The sequence below is a fragment of the Pseudomonas sp. CBZ-4 genome, assembly GCF_000346755.1.
Lineage (GTDB): Bacteria > Pseudomonadota > Gammaproteobacteria > Pseudomonadales > Pseudomonadaceae > Aquipseudomonas.
Genome location: NZ_ANNV01000154.1, coordinates 13,915 through 30,891, shown reverse-complemented (window position 1 = coordinate 30,891; position 16,977 = coordinate 13,915). Strand labels below are relative to the sequence as shown.

15 protein-coding genes are annotated in these 16,977 nt (G+C 61.5%); 3 read left to right on the top strand and 12 right to left on the bottom strand.

Going from position 1 to position 16,977, the window contains the following annotated elements; translation table 11 throughout:
* Positions 1–147 precede the first annotated feature (147 nt).
* The 4 genes from B348_RS0122225 to B348_RS0122210 all read right to left on the bottom strand — a co-directional run bounded on the left by B348_RS0122225 (position 148) and on the right by B348_RS0122210 (position 2,831).
* Positions 148–645, bottom strand: a complete 498-nt coding sequence (locus tag B348_RS0122225) for a GNAT family N-acetyltransferase (protein WP_017738243.1) — start codon at positions 643–645, stop codon at positions 148–150.
* Positions 646–752: 107 nt separating this feature from the next.
* Complete coding sequence (rimO, locus tag B348_RS0122220; RefSeq protein ID WP_003231334.1) at positions 753–2,093, bottom strand: 30S ribosomal protein S12 methylthiotransferase RimO; 1,341 nt, start codon at positions 2,091–2,093, stop codon at positions 753–755.
* A 167-nt stretch (positions 2,094–2,260) separates the two neighbouring features.
* Positions 2,261–2,575: a type II toxin-antitoxin system YafQ family toxin gene (locus B348_RS01000000130225; protein ID WP_032865070.1), complete on the bottom strand. Its 315-nt coding sequence runs from the start codon at positions 2,573–2,575 to the stop codon at positions 2,261–2,263.
* Positions 2,511–2,831: a type II toxin-antitoxin system RelB/DinJ family antitoxin gene (locus B348_RS0122210; protein WP_017738241.1), complete on the bottom strand. Its 321-nt coding sequence runs from the start codon at positions 2,829–2,831 to the stop codon at positions 2,511–2,513. The genes B348_RS01000000130225 and B348_RS0122210 overlap by 65 nt, the downstream gene beginning before the upstream one ends.
* 387 nt (positions 2,832–3,218) lie before the next feature.
* Between B348_RS0122210 and B348_RS0122205 the strand changes: the two genes are divergently transcribed.
* Both B348_RS0122205 and B348_RS0122200 read left to right on the top strand, forming a co-directional pair.
* On the top strand, positions 3,219–5,120 hold the full coding sequence (locus B348_RS0122205) for a potassium transporter Kup (RefSeq protein ID WP_017738240.1): 1,902 nt from the start codon (positions 3,219–3,221) through the stop codon (positions 5,118–5,120).
* A 126-nt stretch (positions 5,121–5,246) separates the two neighbouring features.
* The gene (locus B348_RS0122200; RefSeq protein WP_017738239.1) at positions 5,247–6,353 is read left to right on the top strand and encodes an NADH:flavin oxidoreductase/NADH oxidase; all 1,107 of its coding nucleotides are present in this window, start codon (positions 5,247–5,249) and stop codon (positions 6,351–6,353) included.
* Positions 6,354–6,394: 41 nt separating this feature from the next.
* Here B348_RS0122200 and B348_RS0122195 read toward each other — a convergent pair whose 3' ends face one another.
* Together B348_RS0122195 and B348_RS0122190 are read right to left on the bottom strand one after the other, a co-directional pair.
* Positions 6,395–7,564, bottom strand: coding sequence for a DUF418 domain-containing protein (locus B348_RS0122195; RefSeq protein WP_017738238.1), 1,170 nt, complete (start codon positions 7,562–7,564; stop codon positions 6,395–6,397).
* Between the two features lie 2 nt (positions 7,565–7,566).
* Entirely contained in the window at positions 7,567–8,178 is a 612-nt protein-coding gene (locus B348_RS0122190) for a TetR/AcrR family transcriptional regulator (RefSeq protein WP_017738237.1), read from the bottom strand.
* Between the two features lie 242 nt (positions 8,179–8,420).
* Between B348_RS0122190 and B348_RS0122185 the strand changes: the two genes are divergently transcribed.
* Entirely contained in the window at positions 8,421–8,606 is a 186-nt protein-coding gene (locus tag B348_RS0122185) for a hypothetical protein (RefSeq protein WP_017738236.1), read from the top strand.
* A gap of 59 nt (positions 8,607–8,665) precedes the next feature.
* Here B348_RS0122185 and B348_RS0122180 read toward each other — a convergent pair whose 3' ends face one another.
* The 6 genes from B348_RS0122180 to B348_RS0122155 form a co-directional block, all read right to left on the bottom strand.
* The gene (locus B348_RS0122180; RefSeq protein WP_026136984.1) at positions 8,666–10,291 is read right to left on the bottom strand and encodes a glucan biosynthesis protein D; all 1,626 of its coding nucleotides are present in this window, start codon (positions 10,289–10,291) and stop codon (positions 8,666–8,668) included.
* Positions 10,292–10,575: 284 nt separating this feature from the next.
* Positions 10,576–12,438, bottom strand: coding sequence for an FAD/NAD(P)-binding protein (locus tag B348_RS0122175; protein ID WP_017738234.1), 1,863 nt, complete (start codon positions 12,436–12,438; stop codon positions 10,576–10,578).
* A 172-nt stretch (positions 12,439–12,610) separates the two neighbouring features.
* The gene (locus B348_RS0122170) at positions 12,611–14,035 is read right to left on the bottom strand and encodes a gamma-aminobutyraldehyde dehydrogenase (protein WP_017738233.1); all 1,425 of its coding nucleotides are present in this window, start codon (positions 14,033–14,035) and stop codon (positions 12,611–12,613) included.
* 149 nt (positions 14,036–14,184) lie between these two features.
* Positions 14,185–14,994: an ABC transporter permease gene (locus B348_RS0122165; protein WP_025856826.1), complete on the bottom strand. Its 810-nt coding sequence runs from the start codon at positions 14,992–14,994 to the stop codon at positions 14,185–14,187.
* Positions 14,984–15,913: an ABC transporter permease gene (locus B348_RS0122160; RefSeq protein WP_017738231.1), complete on the bottom strand. Its 930-nt coding sequence runs from the start codon at positions 15,911–15,913 to the stop codon at positions 14,984–14,986. Before B348_RS0122160 ends, B348_RS0122165 begins: the two co-directional genes overlap by 11 nt.
* 1 nt (position 15,914) lies before the next feature.
* Positions 15,915–16,949, bottom strand: coding sequence for an ABC transporter ATP-binding protein (locus tag B348_RS0122155; protein ID WP_017738230.1), 1,035 nt, complete (start codon positions 16,947–16,949; stop codon positions 15,915–15,917).
* Positions 16,950–16,977 lie beyond the last annotated feature (28 nt).

Genomic DNA, 16,977 nt, shown 5'->3' with positions numbered 1-16,977 from the left:
CGTAACAAAAGGGGGCGGCTATTGTACCTGCCTGGCGCCGGTTAATCCCGGCCCCATTTCAGTGCCGGTGTTTTTTGTGGGAGCTCTGGCTTTGCTGGGACCTGGCTTGTGTGGGAGCTGGCTTGCCTGCGATGCAGGCAACTCGGTTCAACAGGCAGACCGAGTGGATGCAATCGCAGGCAAGCCAGCTCCCATAGAAGAGCGCAAGCGCAGGTGCAGCAAAGGGTACGGCTGCCCGAGGCCATCATGCTCCGTCCGTCCGATCACCTCGAAACCCTGCTTGAAGTAGAAACCCAACGCCTGCGGATTCTGTTCATTGACGTCCAGCTCATCGGCATTCATGTGCTCAATGGCATAACGCAGCAACTGCCGGCCAAGGCCCTGGCCCCGATGCTGCGGGTCGATAAACAGCATCTCCACCTTACCCGCTGCCACGCCGGCAAACCCGGTGATGCGTTGGCGCAGGTCCTTGGTGCAGATCAGCATCACGGCGTCGAGGTAACGGCTCAGCACCAGGTCCTTGAGCAACACAATGTAACTGTCCGGCAAAAAGTCATGGGTGGCCCGCACCGACGCCTCCCAAATCCGCGCCAACTCCACGTAGTCGCTGGTTTTAGGTGTATGGATAACCGAATGCTGCCGCATGCCCGCTGCCCCTTGCCAGAGATGATTGGCGCCGATGGGCAAAACGATAGACGTAAAAAAGCCCCGCATCTTGTCCAGAGGCAGGGCTTTTTCAAATCTTTACAGCATTAGTCGCGCTTTTCGGCCCACAGGTCGTACTCGTCGGCGTCGGTCACGGTGCACCAGACCTTGTCGCCCGGCTTCAACCCGCTGGCGTCGTCGATAAACACGTTACCGTCGATCTCCGGCGCGTCGAAGAAGCAGCGGCCTACGGCGCCTTGCTCATCGACTTCGTCGATCAACACTTCGATTTCCTTGCCGATGCGCAGTTGCAGGCGCGCCGAGCTGATGGCCTGCTGGTGCGCCATGAAACGCTCCCAACGGTCTTGCTTGACGTCGTCCGGCACCACGGCCAGGTCCAGCAGGTTCGCTGGTGCGCCTTCCACCGGCGAGTACTGGAAGCAACCCACGCGGTCCAGCTGCGCTTCGGTCAGCCAGTCCAGCAGGTACTGGAAGTCTTCTTCGGTTTCGCCGGGGAAGCCGACGATGAAGGTCGAACGGATGATCAGCTCCGGGCAGATCTCGCGCCAGTTCTTGATACGCGCCAGGGTCTTGTCTTCGAAGGCCGGGCGTTTCATGGCTTTCAGGACTTTCGGGCTGGCGTGCTGGAACGGGATGTCCAGGTACGGCAGGATCTTGCCGGCGGCCATCAGCGGGATCAGCTCGTCAACGTGCGGGTACGGGTAAACGTAGTGCAGGCGCACCCACACACCCAGGCTGCTCAAGGCTTCGCAGAGTTCGGTCATGCGGGTTTTCACCGGCGCGCCGTTCCAGAAACCGGTGCGGTATTTCACATCGACGCCGTAGGCGCTGGTGTCCTGGGAGATCACCAACAGCTCTTTCACGCCGGATTTGACCAGGCGCTGGGCTTCGTCCAGCACATCACCGACCGGACGGCTGACCAGCTTGCCGCGCATCGACGGGATGATGCAGAAACTGCAACTGTGGTTGCAGCCTTCGGAAATCTTCAGGTACGCGTAGTGACGCGGGGTCAGCTTGATGCCTTGCGGCGGCACCAGGTCGATCAGCGGGTTGTGATCCTGGCGCGGCGGCACGACTTCGTGCACGGCGTTGACCACCTGCTCGTACTGCTGCGGGCCGGTCACCGCCAACACGCTCGGGTGCACGTTGCGGATATTGCCTTCTTCCACGCCCATGCAGCCGGTCACGATGACCTTGCCGTTTTCCTTGATCGCTTCGCCGATCACTTCCAGGGACTCAGCCTTGGCCGAATCGATGAAACCGCAGGTGTTGACCACCACCACATCGGCGTCCTGGTAAGTGGACACGACGTCATAGCCTTCCATACGCAGTTGCGTAAGGATGCGCTCGGAATCGACAAGCGCCTTCGGGCAACCCAGGGAAACAAAGCCAACCTTGGGGTTGGCTTTTGCGATGGTGGTGGACATGTCTAACCTCGGTATTGAATGACGCCGCCGCCGTGAAGGGCAGGCAGCGGACGGGCACTTGGTGTGCCTCTGATCAAAAAGTGCGCAATTCTATCGATGGGCAACGCGCTTGACCAGCTTTATGCGGGGAAATGCGACGAGTGCGGCGCTATAGGATTCGCCAACGACTACGCGAACAATTCGGCATGGCTCCCCAAGTCCACAAAGGTGATCAGGTCAGCCCGCGAGTTTTCGTAGATCATCAGAAAGTCGCCACCGATATGGCACTCCCTGAAGCCGCCCCAATTGCCGGTAAGTGCATGGTCGCGGTATTCGGCGGGAAGCTGCTCGCCCAGGAACAGCAGCACCATCACTGTCCGTACTTCATTCATATCTCGGCGCCCAGCCCGCTTGTAGCGTTCCCAGGACTTTTTGAATTCAGGTGTCTGCGCGCATTGTTTTGGCAGGTCGGCGCGTTTTTGCTTCTTTTGCGGTTTCGCCATCAGCGTCCCCTAGCATTTCGTCGATTGAGTCGAACTGGCGACGAATCTCACGCGCTTGTGCCATGGCACGAGCGGTTTTCTCCGAAGGGACGCGCACCTCAAAGGGCAGCCCCTGCGTTGTCACGACCTGATGGAGGAAGAGGCGCAAGGCTTCACTGAGGCTAAGCCCGCACGCGCTGAGCACAGCAGTGGCACGCTCTTTCAAATCCTCGTCTATGCGGCAACGCACGTCAGTGGTTTTCAGTAATGCGGACATATCAAGACTCCTTTACAAAAAAATGTAGCTACATCGTGGCTACGTTTTTAGTATGGGGTCACCCAACGAACTTGATCAAACGCTTTTTCTGTTGAATACGAGTTCAAGCAATCCGCGCGTCGGAAACCGCAGAAGTAGGCAAAAGTAGTCTTGTCGATAAGAGAGTTCAATGCAGGCAAATAGCGCTCAAATGGCCTCCATGTCTTTAGGCCAACACACGCGAACCGCGAAATCCCCCAACCGCTGCGCTATGCTTCGCGCCGTTGCCCACAGGTAAAACGCCAAGGTCAATAAAACGTCTGTTACGAGAAGTAAAACAGCGCATGCTACGGTCAGCTGAGACGCGCTGTTTATAAAAGACCTCAGGTCAAAGGGCAGGAGTGGTTGATGGGTCAGGCAAGTAGTCCGGCGGCAGGCGCCGCGCATTCCACCACGAAGCCGATTGGCATGCTGGTGGCAGCGGTCGGGGTGGTTTACGGCGATATCGGGACCAGCCCGCTCTACACCCTTAAAGAGGTGTTCAACGGCGGTTATGGGGTGCAGGTCAACCATGACGGCGTGCTGGGGATCCTGGCGCTGATCTTCTGGTCACTGATCTGGGTGGTGTCGATCAAGTACATGCTGTTTGTGCTGCGCGCCGATAACCAGGGCGAGGGCGGCATCATGGCCCTGACTGCGCTGGCGCGGCGGGCGGCGGGTGAGCGCAAGAAACTGCGCAGTTTCCTCGTGGTGTGTGGCCTGTGCGGCGCGGCACTGTTCTATGGCGACAGCATGATCACCCCGGCGATTTCCGTGTTGTCGGCCGTGGAAGGCCTGGAACTGGCGTTCGACGGCCTGGAGAAATGGGTCGTGCCCATCGCCCTGGTGGTGCTGGTGGCGCTGTTCCTGATCCAGAAGCACGGCACCGACCACATCGGCAAGCTGTTCGGCCCGGTGATGGTGACCTGGTTCCTGGTGCTGGGCGGCCTTGGTGTGTATGGCATCACCCTGCACCCGGAAGTGCTTAGCGCGATGAACCCGATGTGGGCCGTGCGCTTCTTCGAGGCGCACCCCGGCATCGGCGTGGCGATTCTCGGCGCGGTGGTGCTGGCACTGACCGGCGCCGAGGCGCTGTACGCCGACATGGGCCACTTCGGCCGCAAGCCCATTGCCCGCGCCTGGTTCATCCTGGTGTTGCCGGCGCTGGTGCTCAACTATTTCGGCCAGGGCGCGATGCTGCTGGGCGACCCGGAAGCCGCGCGCAACCCGTTTTACTTGCTGGCGCCGAGCTGGGCGCTGATCCCGCTGGTGGTGTTGTCCACCCTGGCCACGGTGATCGCGTCCCAGGCGGTGATCTCCGGCGCGTTCTCCCTGACCCGCCAGGCGATCCAGTTGGGTTACATTCCGCGCATGCACATCCAGCACACCTCCAGCGCTGAACAGGGCCAGATCTACATCGGCGCGGTGAACTGGTCGCTGATGGTCGGCGTGATCCTGCTGGTGCTGGGCTTCGAGTCTTCCAACGCCCTGGCCTCGGCCTACGGCGTGGCGGTGACCGGGACCATGCTGATGACCACCATCCTGGTGTCGGCGGTGATGTTGCTGCTGTGGAAGTGGCCACCGATCCTGGCGGTGCCGGTGTTGGTTTGCTGCCTGTTGGTGGATGGGCTGTACTTTGCCGCCAACGTGCCGAAGATCATCCAGGGCGGTGCTTTCCCGGTGCTGGCGGGGATTGTGCTGTTCGTGCTGATGACCACCTGGAAGCGCGGCAAGCAATTGCTGGTGGAACGCCTCGACGAAGGCGGCCTGCCGCTGCCGATCTTCATCAGCAGCATCCGCGTGCAGCCGCCCCATCGCGTGCAGGGCACGGCGGTGTTCCTCACCGCGCGGCCAGACGCGGTGCCCCACGCGCTGTTGCACAACCTGCTGCATAACCAGGTGTTGCATGAACAAGTGGTGTTGCTGACCGTGGTCTACGAAGACATTCCACGGGTGCCGGTAGAGCGGCGCTTCGAGGTGGACGCGTTTGGCGACGGCTTCTTCCGCGTGATCCTGCACTTCGGCTTTACCGATGAGCCGGATGTGCCCGAGGCGCTGAAGCTGTGCCATCTGGATAACCTGGATTTCAGCCCGATGCGCACCACCTACTTCCTCAGCCGTGAGACGGTGATCGCGTCGAAGATCGAAGGCATGGCGCGCTGGCGCGAAAGCCTGTTCGCCTTCATGTTGAAGAACGCCAACGGCAACCTGCGCTTCTTCAAGCTCCCGGTAAACCGGGTGATCGAACTGGGCACCCAGGTCGAAATGTAGTTTTTTGCAACACAGGGGCCGGCAATCGGCCCCTGCTTTCCTTTCTGAACCCTGTGCAATCCACCGTTGTCGACTAGGCTCTAAGCACTGTTGAACAGTGCCCATAGAACCCAGAAGAGGTGCGCCATGAGCCAGCTGCTCGAACCCTATACCCTGCGTCAATTGACCCTGCTCAACCGCATCGCGGTGTCGCCGATGTGCCAATACTCCGCTGAGGAAGGGCTGGCCAATGACTGGCACCTCGTGCACCTCGGCAGCCGCGCCGTGGGAGGCGCCGGGCTGATTTTCACCGAAGCTACCGCTGTGACCGCCGACGGTCGCATCACTGCCCAGGACCTGGGCTTGTGGAACGATGCGCAGATCGAACCGCTGCAACGCATCACGCGTTTTATCGCCGCCCAAGGCGCGGTGGCCGGGATTCAATTGGCCCACGCAGGGCGCAAGGCCAGCACCCACCGGCCATGGATCGGCAAGCACGGCAGCGTCAAGCCGGACGACGGCGGCTGGGTGCCGGTAGGCCCCTCGCCGATTGCCTTCGACCCCCAGCACACCCAGCCCAGACAGCTGGATGAAGGGCAGATCCAGCAAGTGATCGCCGATTTTGTCGCTGCCGCCAAGCGCGCACTGACTGCGGGGTTTGAGGTGGTGGAAATTCACGCCGCCCACGGTTACCTGTTGCATCAGTTTCTCTCGCCGATCAGCAATCAGCGCCAGGACCAGTACGGCGGATCATTTGAAAACCGCATTCGCCTGGTGTTGCAGGTGACAACAGCGGTGCGCGAGGTCTGGCCTCAAGAATTGCCGCTGTTTGTGCGGGTATCGGCCACTGACTGGGTAGAAGACGGCTGGAACCCCGATGAAACCGTGGAACTGGCGCGCCGCCTCAAAGCCCTCGGCGTGGACCTGATCGACGTGTCCTCCGGTGGCACCGCCGCCAACGCCGAGATCCCCATCGGCCCCGGTTACCAGACGCGCTTCGCCGAACGGGTACGCAAGGAAGCGGGCATCGCCACTGGCACCGTCGGCATGATCACCGAGCCGGCCCAGGCCGAGCACATCCTGCGTACGTGCCAGGCCGATATCATCTTTCTCGCCCGCGAACTGCTGCGCGATCCCTACTGGCCGTTGCATGCCGACGATGATCTGGGCGGACGCAAGGCCATCTGGCCGGCGCAGTACCAGCGGGCGACCCATCGGGACCAGCCGATCCACGAGTCCGATCTGCGCGACTGACCTGCGCGCCTTGGCAGAACCCACCGATGACGGTGGGTTTTTTATGGGCTGCGCCGCCAGCTTGGCCACGCCCATAACGTGGCTGCCCGCAGCAGCCACTCCATCGGCCCATAGGGATGAGTGCGCAGCCAGCGCGCGCTCAGCCACAGCTGCAAGACAAAGATCCCAAGTACCAGGGGCAACATCAGCCAGGGTTGCAGCTGGTTGATCAAACCTGCGCCGTAGCCGCTGAACAGCAGCCCCAACAGGGCCGATTGCAACAGGTAGTTACTCAGGGCCGTCTTGCCCACGGGCGCCAGCCACTGACACAGCCAGGGCCCGGCGGCAGAGCTGAACAGTGCCAGCATCAACAGGGCATACGCCGCGCTCAACAACGGTGCCGTGAGTTGCCCGACGCCAAAGGCGAAGGTTTCCAGGCCTCCGCCAGGCGCGTAGGCAGCGCTCAACGCATAGATCAGCGCGCCCAGCAGGCCGATGGGAAGGGTGAGGCACAGCAGGCGACGCAAGTGGGGGTCCCAGGGATACGGCGCCACCAGCCATTGGCGCCGCCCGGCGGCATAGCCGAAGAAGAACATCGCCAGGGCGCTCGGCCCTTGCAGCAGCCAAAGCGCCTGCACGGTGCGCCACAGGTGGCCGCTGTGAAAGCGCAAGGTGTCCAGGGCACTGCCGCTGAATGCTGCGAGTTTGGTCGCGGGTTCGCTGCTGGCGCCGCCGCTGGTGTCGCCCTCGAGGAGTTGCAGCACGCCGAGCACCATCCACCCCGTGCAGGCAACGACGACAAGGCCGATTCCCCACCGACACGCCTTGGTTGGCGACAGGCTGCGCGCAGCCAGCAGCACCAGGCCAAGCAAGGCGTAGGTAGACAGGATTTCGCCGTAGTACAGCAAGGCGCCGTGGGCCAGCCCTACAATCAGCAAGGCCAATTGCCTACGAACCATGCGTGGTGCAAACGCCGCGTCGGCGCGTTCGGCGGCGGCCATCTGCAAGGTAAAGCTGTAGCCGAACAAAAAGGAAAACAGCAGGTAGAACTTGGTTTCGAACAGCAGCGAAATCACCAGGCGCATCAGGTGGTCGGCGGTGCCAGCGTAGTCGGGGTTGCTCAGGGGCGACGCGTAGTAGGGGTCGGCGAATGCACAGATGTTCACCACCAGAATGCCCAGCAGGGCAAAGCCGCGCAGCGCGTCCACGTGGACCAGGCGTGTCGGCGTCATGTTCAGTGGCCTTGCAGCAGGTGGGTCACCAGACCGCGCAGCACTTCGATCTGCTGGTTCGGGTGGAAGTCTGCATCGGCCGCCACTCGGGCGAACATGCCGTCGATCAGGGTGGCCAGCCAATTGGCCGCCTCGGGCACGGTCAAGCGCGTGTGCAATTGCCCGGCCTTGCCGGCCGCCTCGATCAGCGCCTCCAGGCCTTCGCGCAAGTAGCGGTCGTTGGCTTTCATCAGGCAAGCGACGGCTTCATCACGGTGGCCCAAGGCGGAAATTTCCAATGCCAGGCCCGCGTAGTGGCGGTCACACGCCAATTCACAGGTGTGGTCCACGAACGTCAGCAGCGCGGCCATCGGGTCTTCGGCTGCGGCCAATGGCGCCATGGCTTGTTGGATCTGTTCACCTTCGCGGGCCACCAGCGCCAGTAGTACTTCATGTTTGCTGGCGAAGTAGTGGAACAGGTTGCCGGCGCTCATCCCGGCGGCTGTGCAGATGTCGGCCGTGCGGGTGGCGATGAACCCCGCTTCGGCAAAACACCGGGCAGCGGCGTCGAGCAGGGCCATGCGTTTGCTTTCACGTTGCTGCGGATCAACGGTGCGCGTCGTCGTCTCATTCATTAATTGAGTGGTCACTCAATTAAAGGCCAGGTAAGAAACTTCTGCAAGGCTTTTGCTCAATGCCAATTATTTAAGTGATTACTCTAAAAAAATCGCACGGTTGGCAAGATCGTTTCTACGCTTAGGGGAAGTCTGATTTCTGGCCCGGGGAGTCAGTCTGTTTGTCCGCTGAGGCATTGCGCTTCACGGGAGGCGGTTGATGGGCATAAGGAACAGTTGATTGAAATCAGGAGTAGTAGTCCATGGCCAAGTCCTATGGTGTTGTGGGTGCAGTGGCGTTTTTTCTGACCCGCAGAATGTCTTTGTGGGGTCGAAGATTGAGTTCGGATGAGGCCGAATTGCTGGCGCAGTATCGCGCCCTGACCGAGAACGATCAGGTGGCGATGCGCTATCTGATTGGGGCGATGAAGAGTGTGTCGCGGTTCTGAATACACAGCTGAACCCAGTGGGAGCTGGCTCCCATACAAGCCAGCTCCCACAGTTGGTATCAGGTGTACTTGCGCTGGTCCGGCGCCGGCGGGAAGTACTGGTACAGCCAGGTTTCGCTCAAGGTGCGGTCCTGGGTACGGATAAACAGGCGCAGCTCCACCGGCTCCACGCTGTCGCTGGTGGGGTACCAGTCGAACAGGATGCGGTAGCCCTTGATGTTGTCGAGCACCAGGATGCTGAAATCCTTCACCTCGCCATGGGAGCAGGTCACCACCGGTTCGATCCCGGTGCCGGCCGGCAGGCGGTCCAGGCCGCCGCCCTTGAAGTCCACGGCAAAACGACGGGCCCACACGGGTGGGTAGTGTTCGCCCGGTGCCCAGCCTTCGGTGAAACCGCCCATGCCGGAGCGGGTGGCGTCGACTTGTGCCAACGGCGTGCTCACCGGCGGCAAGGCGCTCCAGTACAGCTTGTAGCCGTAGTTGAGGGAGTCGCCGGCAGCGACGGGTTTTTTCGGCGTCCAGAAGGCCACGATGTTGTCCATGGTCTCGCCGGTGGTAGGGATTTCCAGCAGGTCGATGGAGCCTTCGCCCCACGCCGTGGTGGGTTCGACCCACAGGCTTGGGCGCTTGCTGTACCAGTCCACGGTGTCCTGGTAGCTGGCGAATTCATGGTCGGTCTGTACCAGGCCGAACCCTTTCGGGTCTTTGTCGGCGAACGCATTGAACTGCAGCTTGGCCGGGTTGTTCAGCGGGCGGCAGATCCACTCGCCGTTGCCGCGCCACATCGCCAGACGGTCCGAATCGTGGATCTGCGGGTGGATGGTGTCGCACATGCGGCGTTCATGGGTGCCGCAGCTGAACATGCTGGTCATCGGCGCAATGCCCAGTTGGTCGATGGCGGTGCGCGCATTGATGTGGGCGTCGATGGCCATCACCACCTGGGTGGCCTGGCAGTCGATGTCAAAGCGATAGGCACCGGTGGCGCTCGGCGAGTCGAGCAAGGCGTAGACCACAAAACGCGTGGCGTCCTTGTCTGGGGTTTCGAACCAGAACTGCGTGAAATCCGGGAATTCTTCGCGCTTTTTCGCGTAGGTATCAATCGCCAGGCCGCGTGCGGAAAGTCCGTATTGGCCGGTATTGTCCACCGCACGGAAGTAGCTGGCGCCAAGGAACGACAGCACGTCATGGCGATCCAGTTCCGGTGCCTTGAACAGCTTGAAGCCGGAGAAGCCCAGGTCGCCTTTCAGTTGCTTTGTATCGACGGTGGTTTTTTCGTAGTTGAACAGCGAAGGGCGGAAATGCACCTCGCGGGCCTCACGGGTCTTGGGATCGACACTGTGCATGCGCACGGGCGTCTTGAAGCCCATGCCGACGTGGAAGAACTGCACGTCCAGTTGGCCGTTCAAGTCCTTCCACAGCGAATGGTTGCCGTCGTAACCGATGGCGTTGAAATTCTGCGGGGTCATGGTCGCCAGGGTCGGCGGCAGCACCTGCCTGGTGTCTTTATACGCAGTGCCAGCGAGTTGCTTGGCCTGGTCCTTGAGTGTTTCAAAATCGAATGTCACAGCCTTGCCGTCGGCGGCACGGTTCCCGGCCCAGGCCTGCGCGGCGAGCAGGCCGCTGGCCGACAAGCCGGTGTAGGCCGCAATGGCCATGGACGCTTTGAGCAAATTCCTGCGGTGCATAGAGACAACCTGTCGTGAGCAAATCCCGCGCCGTTCCTGGCACGTAGCGGATCAGAAATTACGGTTCGGACATGCCTTCGGCCAAACGCAACGGACAATAAACAGACGCCGGATAGCTTAAGCGGTTCGGTGGTGTAGGAAAAATGATTGATAGCGGGGTGATGGCATTGCAAGTGCGACAAGACATTTCCGGGACTATGGCCGGACACATTACTCAAGAAAGATGAAGATCCAATGTGAAAGCCAGCTCCCACACAAGCCAGCTCCCCCATTTAGAATGTATTTCAGCCCACTTCACCGACGGCCCTGTAAGCCTCGTCAATCGCCGCATGAGCATACGCACTCCACGCCGCATCCGAATTGGCGATGCTCACATGCCCCACCGGCTTGCGCGCCAGGTTCATCCACGCTTCGCTCTCATCGGCGTCGTCAAACAGACTGTTGGAGAAGCTCGCATACCCATGTGACCAGCGGTTGACAGTGATCGCCAGGATATCCGTTTCATGCTTGAAACCACCCGGCCCGAGCATGCGTTGCAGCTGGTCACGCAACTGCGCCTCCAGTTGCTCGAACGTCTGCCCATACAACCGGCCGCGCCCGGCGCGCGCCTGGTCGCGGGCGTTCATGCCACTGTTTGGGCTGGTGGGCACGTAGACCATGTGCAAGCCAATCGGCTGCGTCGGGTCGCGCGGGTGGTCGTAGCCGCCCATGCTCACCGGGTAGTCCAGCTTGATCCGGCTGTAAGGCTGGGTCGCCGCATAGATCTCATGCACCCCCAGCTTCTGGAACGACTGCCAATTGCGGATCACCACCTTGGTGTACACCAGCGGGTATTTCACGTTCTGGCTCAAGGCGTGGGCTTGGGTTGCCGGCAGGTCTTTCAGCAGGTACGGAATCATCATGTTGTAGCAGGCCAGGATGCAGCGCTTGCCACGTACCTGTGCGAGTTGTCCGCCACGGCTGTAGCCGATATGCACGCTGTCGCCGACATTACGCACGCTGACCGCCGTGCTGTTCAGGCGCAGCCGCACGGCGGACGTCGGCTGGTCGAGCCGGGCGTAGTCAAACGGCGCCAGCACGATATCGTCCATGGTGTGCCCCGGCGCCACGCCCGGGATCAGGCTGCGCACCAGCAGGCGCGCCACCGACGCATTGCCATCGGGGAAGTGGTAGATGTAAGGCTCTTCCATTTCGGCGGCGGCTTCTTCGCTGATCGGCGCCAGGTTCATTCCGGCAAAGCCTGGGAAACCCACGCTGTAGGCGTCGGCAGCAGCCACGGCATCAATGCTCAACGCCATGAAGTCATTGGTGCGGCTTTGGAAGTACTTCACCGCACCTTGCGATAAACCTACGCTCTTCAGGAGGAAATCGCGGTAGCTGGTGGCCGCCAGGTAGTCGGCCTTTTCTTCGGCGGTCTTGCCTGGCAGGTAATCCTTGGGGGCGGTGTGCAAGTCGATCAAGGCCAGACGATCCGCCTCGGGCAGCGGGAAGTCGTGGATGAAGTCGCTGATGGACCGCGCATTCAGTTGGTCCGGCGCAATATCGTCCGCCACCATGGGCGTCGGGTCGCCGGTCACCAGTTTGTCTTCGCCGAAGTTTTCCTTGTCGAAAAATACCCCGCGCGACAGGCCCAGGCCTGGGTAGAACTGGCGGTCGAAGGCGGTTTCGAAGCGCTTGATGTTCACCCCGAGTTTCTTCAACAGCCCGTTTACCTCGTTGCTATAGAGGTGGTTGGGCGACTGGAACGCCTCGCTGCCGCCATAACCGATGATCATGCGGCCGCCGGCCTGGAACTCATTGCGCTTGGCGTGGCCGCCGAAGTCGTCGTGGTTTTCCAGGATCAGGATCTTCGCCTTGGGATGCTTCTCGCGGTAGAACCACGCCGCCGACAAACCGCTCAAGCCGCCGCCGACCACCACCAGGTCATAGGTCTCGTTGATCGGCAGCTTTTCGGTGTCGAACACCTTCTTTTCCCAGCCCATCTGGTGCGCCACTTCGAACGAGCCGACATGGCTGCCGCGCAGGCCGGTGAGGGCGGGCGGGTAGTAGCGACCGTCGGGGGCGGCTTGCAGGATTTGCAGCGGGGTCATGCCAGCGGCCAGGGTGATGGCGACGCCGTTGAGGAAGTCGCGGCGGGTGATGTCCATGGGGTAAACCTACGATTATTTATTGTTATGGGGAGGCCCATGTGGGAGCCGCTTTATGTGGGAGCGGGCTTGCCCGCGATAGCGGTGGATCAGTCATAGCCTCTGCGACTGACACGCCGTCATCGCGGGCAAGCCCGCTCCCACACAAGCCTGCATGCACAAGGATTACGCGTCAGTGCTTGAACATCACATGCCGAACAGTGGTGTAGTCCTCCAGCCCGTACATGGACATGTCCTTGCCATACCCCGACAGTTTCTGACCGCCATGGGGCATTTCGCTGACCAACATGAAGTGGGTATTCACCCAGGTGCAGCCGTACTGCAAGCGCGCGGCCAAACGGTGGGCGCGTCCTACATCGGCGGTCCACACGGATGACGCCAGGCCGTAGTCCGAATCGTTGGCCCAGCCCAGCACCTGGGCTTCATCGCTGAACTTGGTCACCGACACCACCGGGCCGAACACCTCGCGGCGCACGATTTCATCGTCCTGTTGTGCGTCGGCCAGCACGGTCGGTTCGAAGAAGAAACCATTGCCTTCCACGGCCTTGCCGCCGGTGATCAGGCGGATATGCGGCTGCGCCACGGCACGTTCGACAAACCCGGCCACGCGGTCACGGTGTTGCGCGGTGATCAGCGGCCCCAGTTCGGTGGCCGGATCATCCTGCAAACCATGCTTGATGCTGGCGACTGCCGCGCCGAGCTTCTCGACAAACGCGTCGTAGATATCCGCCTGGGCGTAGATCCGACATGCCGCGGTGCAATCCTGGCCGGCGTTGTAGAAACCGAAGGTACGTATGCCTTCCACGGCGGCATCGATATCCGCATCGTTGAAGATGATCACCGGCGCCTTGCCGCCCAGTTCCATGTGCATGCGCTTCACGCTGTCGGCGGTGCTGGAGATGATGTTCGCGCCGGTGGCGATGGAGCCGGTCAGCGACACCATGCGCACTTTCGGGTGGTTCACCAGCGGGCTGCCCACGGTTGGCCCACGGCCGAATACCAGGTTGAGCACACCTGCCGGGAAAATGTCCGCGGCCAGTTCGACCATGCGCAACGCCGTCAGCGGGGTTTGTTCCGACGGCTTGAGCACCACGGTATTACCGGCGGCGAGGGCGGGGGCGATTTTCCACGCGACCATCATCAGCGGGTAGTTCCACGGTGCGATGGAGGCGATCACGCCCACCGGGTCGCGACGGATCATCGAGGTGTGGCCGGGCAGGTATTCGCCACCGGCCGAACCGCTCATGCAACGGCTGGCGCCGGCGAAGAAACGGAACACGTCGGCAATCGCCGGGATCTCGTCGTTCAGCGCCGCGCTGTAGGGTTTGCCGCAGTTGTCCGATTCCAGCTTGGCCAGTTCTTCGCCGTGGGCTTCGATGGCGTCCGCCAGTTTCAGCAGCAGCAGGGAACGGTCTTTCGGCGGGGTTTGCGACCAGCTTTCGAACGCGGCATCAGCAGCACGCACGGCGGCGTCGACCTGGGCTTCGCTGGCTTCGTTGATTTCCACCAGCACACGGCCGAGTGCCGGGTTGAAGATGGCTTGGGCCGGGCCTTCGCCGGCGACCAGGTGGCCGTTGATCAGTAATTTGGTTTGCATGATTCAGCTCTCCACAAACTATTGTTATTTCCCTGAAGAAACCCGATTCAACTGTGGGAGCTGGCTTGCCTGCGATAGCGGTATCGACTGCACCACCGCTATCGCAGGCAAGCCAGCTCCCACATCGATCGTGTTTCAACAGTGGCAATTTATTTACCGCCACTCCCCGCCACGCTTTCACCGCCGCGCGTCAGGTAATAGGCACCGAGAATCGGGAACATCGTCACCAGCATCACCAGCATCGCCACCACGTTGGTCACCGGCACATCCCGTGGGCGGCTCAACTGGTTGAGCAGCCACAACGGCAAGGTGCGCTCGTGGCCAGCGGTAAACGTGGTGACGATGATTTCGTCGAACGACAGCGCAAACGCGAGCATGCCGCCGGCCAGCAGCGCCGAGCCGAGGTTGGGCATGATGATGTAGCGGAAGGTCTGCCAGCCGTCGGCGCCGAGGTCCATCGAGGCTTCGATCAGGCTGTGGGAAGTGCGGCGCAAACGGGCGATCACGTTGTTGTAGACGATCACCACGCAGAAGGTCGCGTGGCCGACGATGATGGTGAACATCCCCGGCTCGATGCCCAGGGTCTTGAACGTCGCCAGCAAGGCGATACCGGTGATGATCCCCGGCAGCGCAATCGGCAGGATCAACATCAGCGACACACCCTGCTTGCCGAAGAACTCGCGGCGATACAAGGCCGCCGAGGCCAACGTGCCGAGCACCATGGCAATCAGCGTGGCGATGGCCGCGATCTGCAATGACAGCTTGATCGCTTCCAGTACGTCCGGCCGGGCGAAGGCCACGCTGAACCACTTCAAGGTAAAACCCTGGGGTGGAAAGCTGAACGCGGCTTCTTCGGTGTTGAAGGCGTAGAGGAAGATGATCAGGATCGGGAAGTGCAAAAACACCAGGCCGCCCCAGGCTGCGATCTTCAAGCCTAATGAGGATTTTTCAGAGTGCATCGAAGGCCCCCAGGCGTTTGACGATGGACAGGTAAACCGCGATCAGCACGATCGGCACCAGGGTGAACGCCGCCGCCATGGGCATATTGCCGATGGCGCCTTGCTGGGCGTAGACCATGCCGCCGACGAAGTAACCCGGCGGCCCCACCAGCTGCGGCACGATGAAGTCGCCCAAGGTCAGCGAGAAGGTGAAGATCGAACCGGCGGCAATCCCCGGGATCGACAGCGGCAGAATCACCTGCATGAATGTCTGGCGCGGCTTGGCGCCGAGGTCGGCCGAGGCTTGCAGCAACGACGGCGGCAAACGCTCCAGCGAGGCCTGGATCGGCAGGATCATGAACGGCAGCCAGATATAGACGAACACCATGAAGCGTCCCAGGTGCGAAGTGCTCAAGGTGCTGCCGCCCACGCCGGGAATGCCCAGCACGAACTGCAACACCGGCTCCAGGCCCAGGTGCTGCACAAACCACTGCGCCACGCCGCCCTTGGCCAGCAGCAGGGTCCAGGCATAGGCCTTGACGATGTAGCTGGCCCACATCGGCATCATCACCGCGATGTAGAAAAACGCCTTGGTCTTGCCCGTGGTGTAGCGCGCCATGTAGTAGGCGATGGGGAAGGCCACCACGGCGCTGGCGATGGACACCACGATCGCCATGCTCAGGGTGCGCAGGATGATGTCGAAGTTCGACGGCTGGAACAGCGCGGCGAAGTTGGCCAGGGTCAGGTCCGGCGTGACCGCCATGGTGAAGTCGTCAAAGGTGTAGAACCCTTGCCAGAGCAAGGTCAGCAGCGAGCCGAGGTAGATCGCGCCGAACCAGATCAACGGCGGTATCAGCAGCATCGCCAGGTACAGGTTGGGCTTGCGGTACAGCAGGTTGGAAAACCTGCGCATCGGCGGTTGGGAAAGGGCCAGGTTCATGTCACACCTCGCCTGCGATGTCGGTCAGTGGCGTCATCGCTTCACGGGCCCAGCGCGCGGTGATCGACTGGCCGACCTGATGGCCGCTGCTGATGTCCAGCCACTGGTTGTTGGCCTGGCTGATGTTCAAGGCCTGGCCGTTGTCCAGTTTCAGTTCGTAGCGCGTGGCGCTGCCCTGGTATTGGATGTCGTGCAGCAGGCCGCTGACTTCCACTTCTCCGGCCGCCAGCGGGCCTTCGGCAAAACGCACGTGTTCCGGGCGGATCGAAAACGGCTGAGGGTTGCCGCTGAGGCGCTGGGCCAGCTCGCCGCGAATCACGTTGGAGGTGCCGACGAACTCGGCGACAAAGGTGGTGGCCGGCTTCATGTACAGGTTGCGTGGGGTATCGACCTGCTCGATGCGGCCTTTGTTGAACACCGCCACCCGGTCGGACATCGACAGCGCTTCAGTCTGGTCGTGGGTTACAAAGATAAAGGTGATGCCCAGCTGGCGTTGCAGCTTTTTCAGCTCGCTTTGCATCTGCTCGCGCAGCTTGAGGTCGAGGGCGCCCAGCGGCTCATCCAGCAGCAATACCCGTGGGCGATTGACCAGGGCGCGGGCCAGGGCCACACGCTGGCGCTGGCCGCCGGACAGTTGCACCGGCTTGCGCTCGCCGTAGCCGCCGAGGGCGACCATCCCCAGGGCTTCCTCGGCACGGTTGAGGCGCTCGGTCTTGCCGACGCCCTTGACCTTGAGGCCATAGGCCACGTTGTCGCGCACATTCATATGGGGGAACAGCGCGTAATCCTGGAACACGGTGTTCACGTCGCGCTGATACGGCGGCAAGCCTGCGGCTTCCTCGCCATGGATGCGGATCGAGCCTGCGCTCGGTTGCTCGAACCCGGCGATCAGGCGCAGGCAGGTGGTCTTGCCCGAGCCGGAAGGGCCGAGCATGGAAAAGAACTCGCCGTCCTGGATATCGATGGAAACCCGGTCAACGGCTTTCACTTCGCCGAACTGACGGGAAACGTGGGTGAATTGGACTGCAAGCGTCATGGTGCGGTGCTCCGAAAAGGCGCGGGTC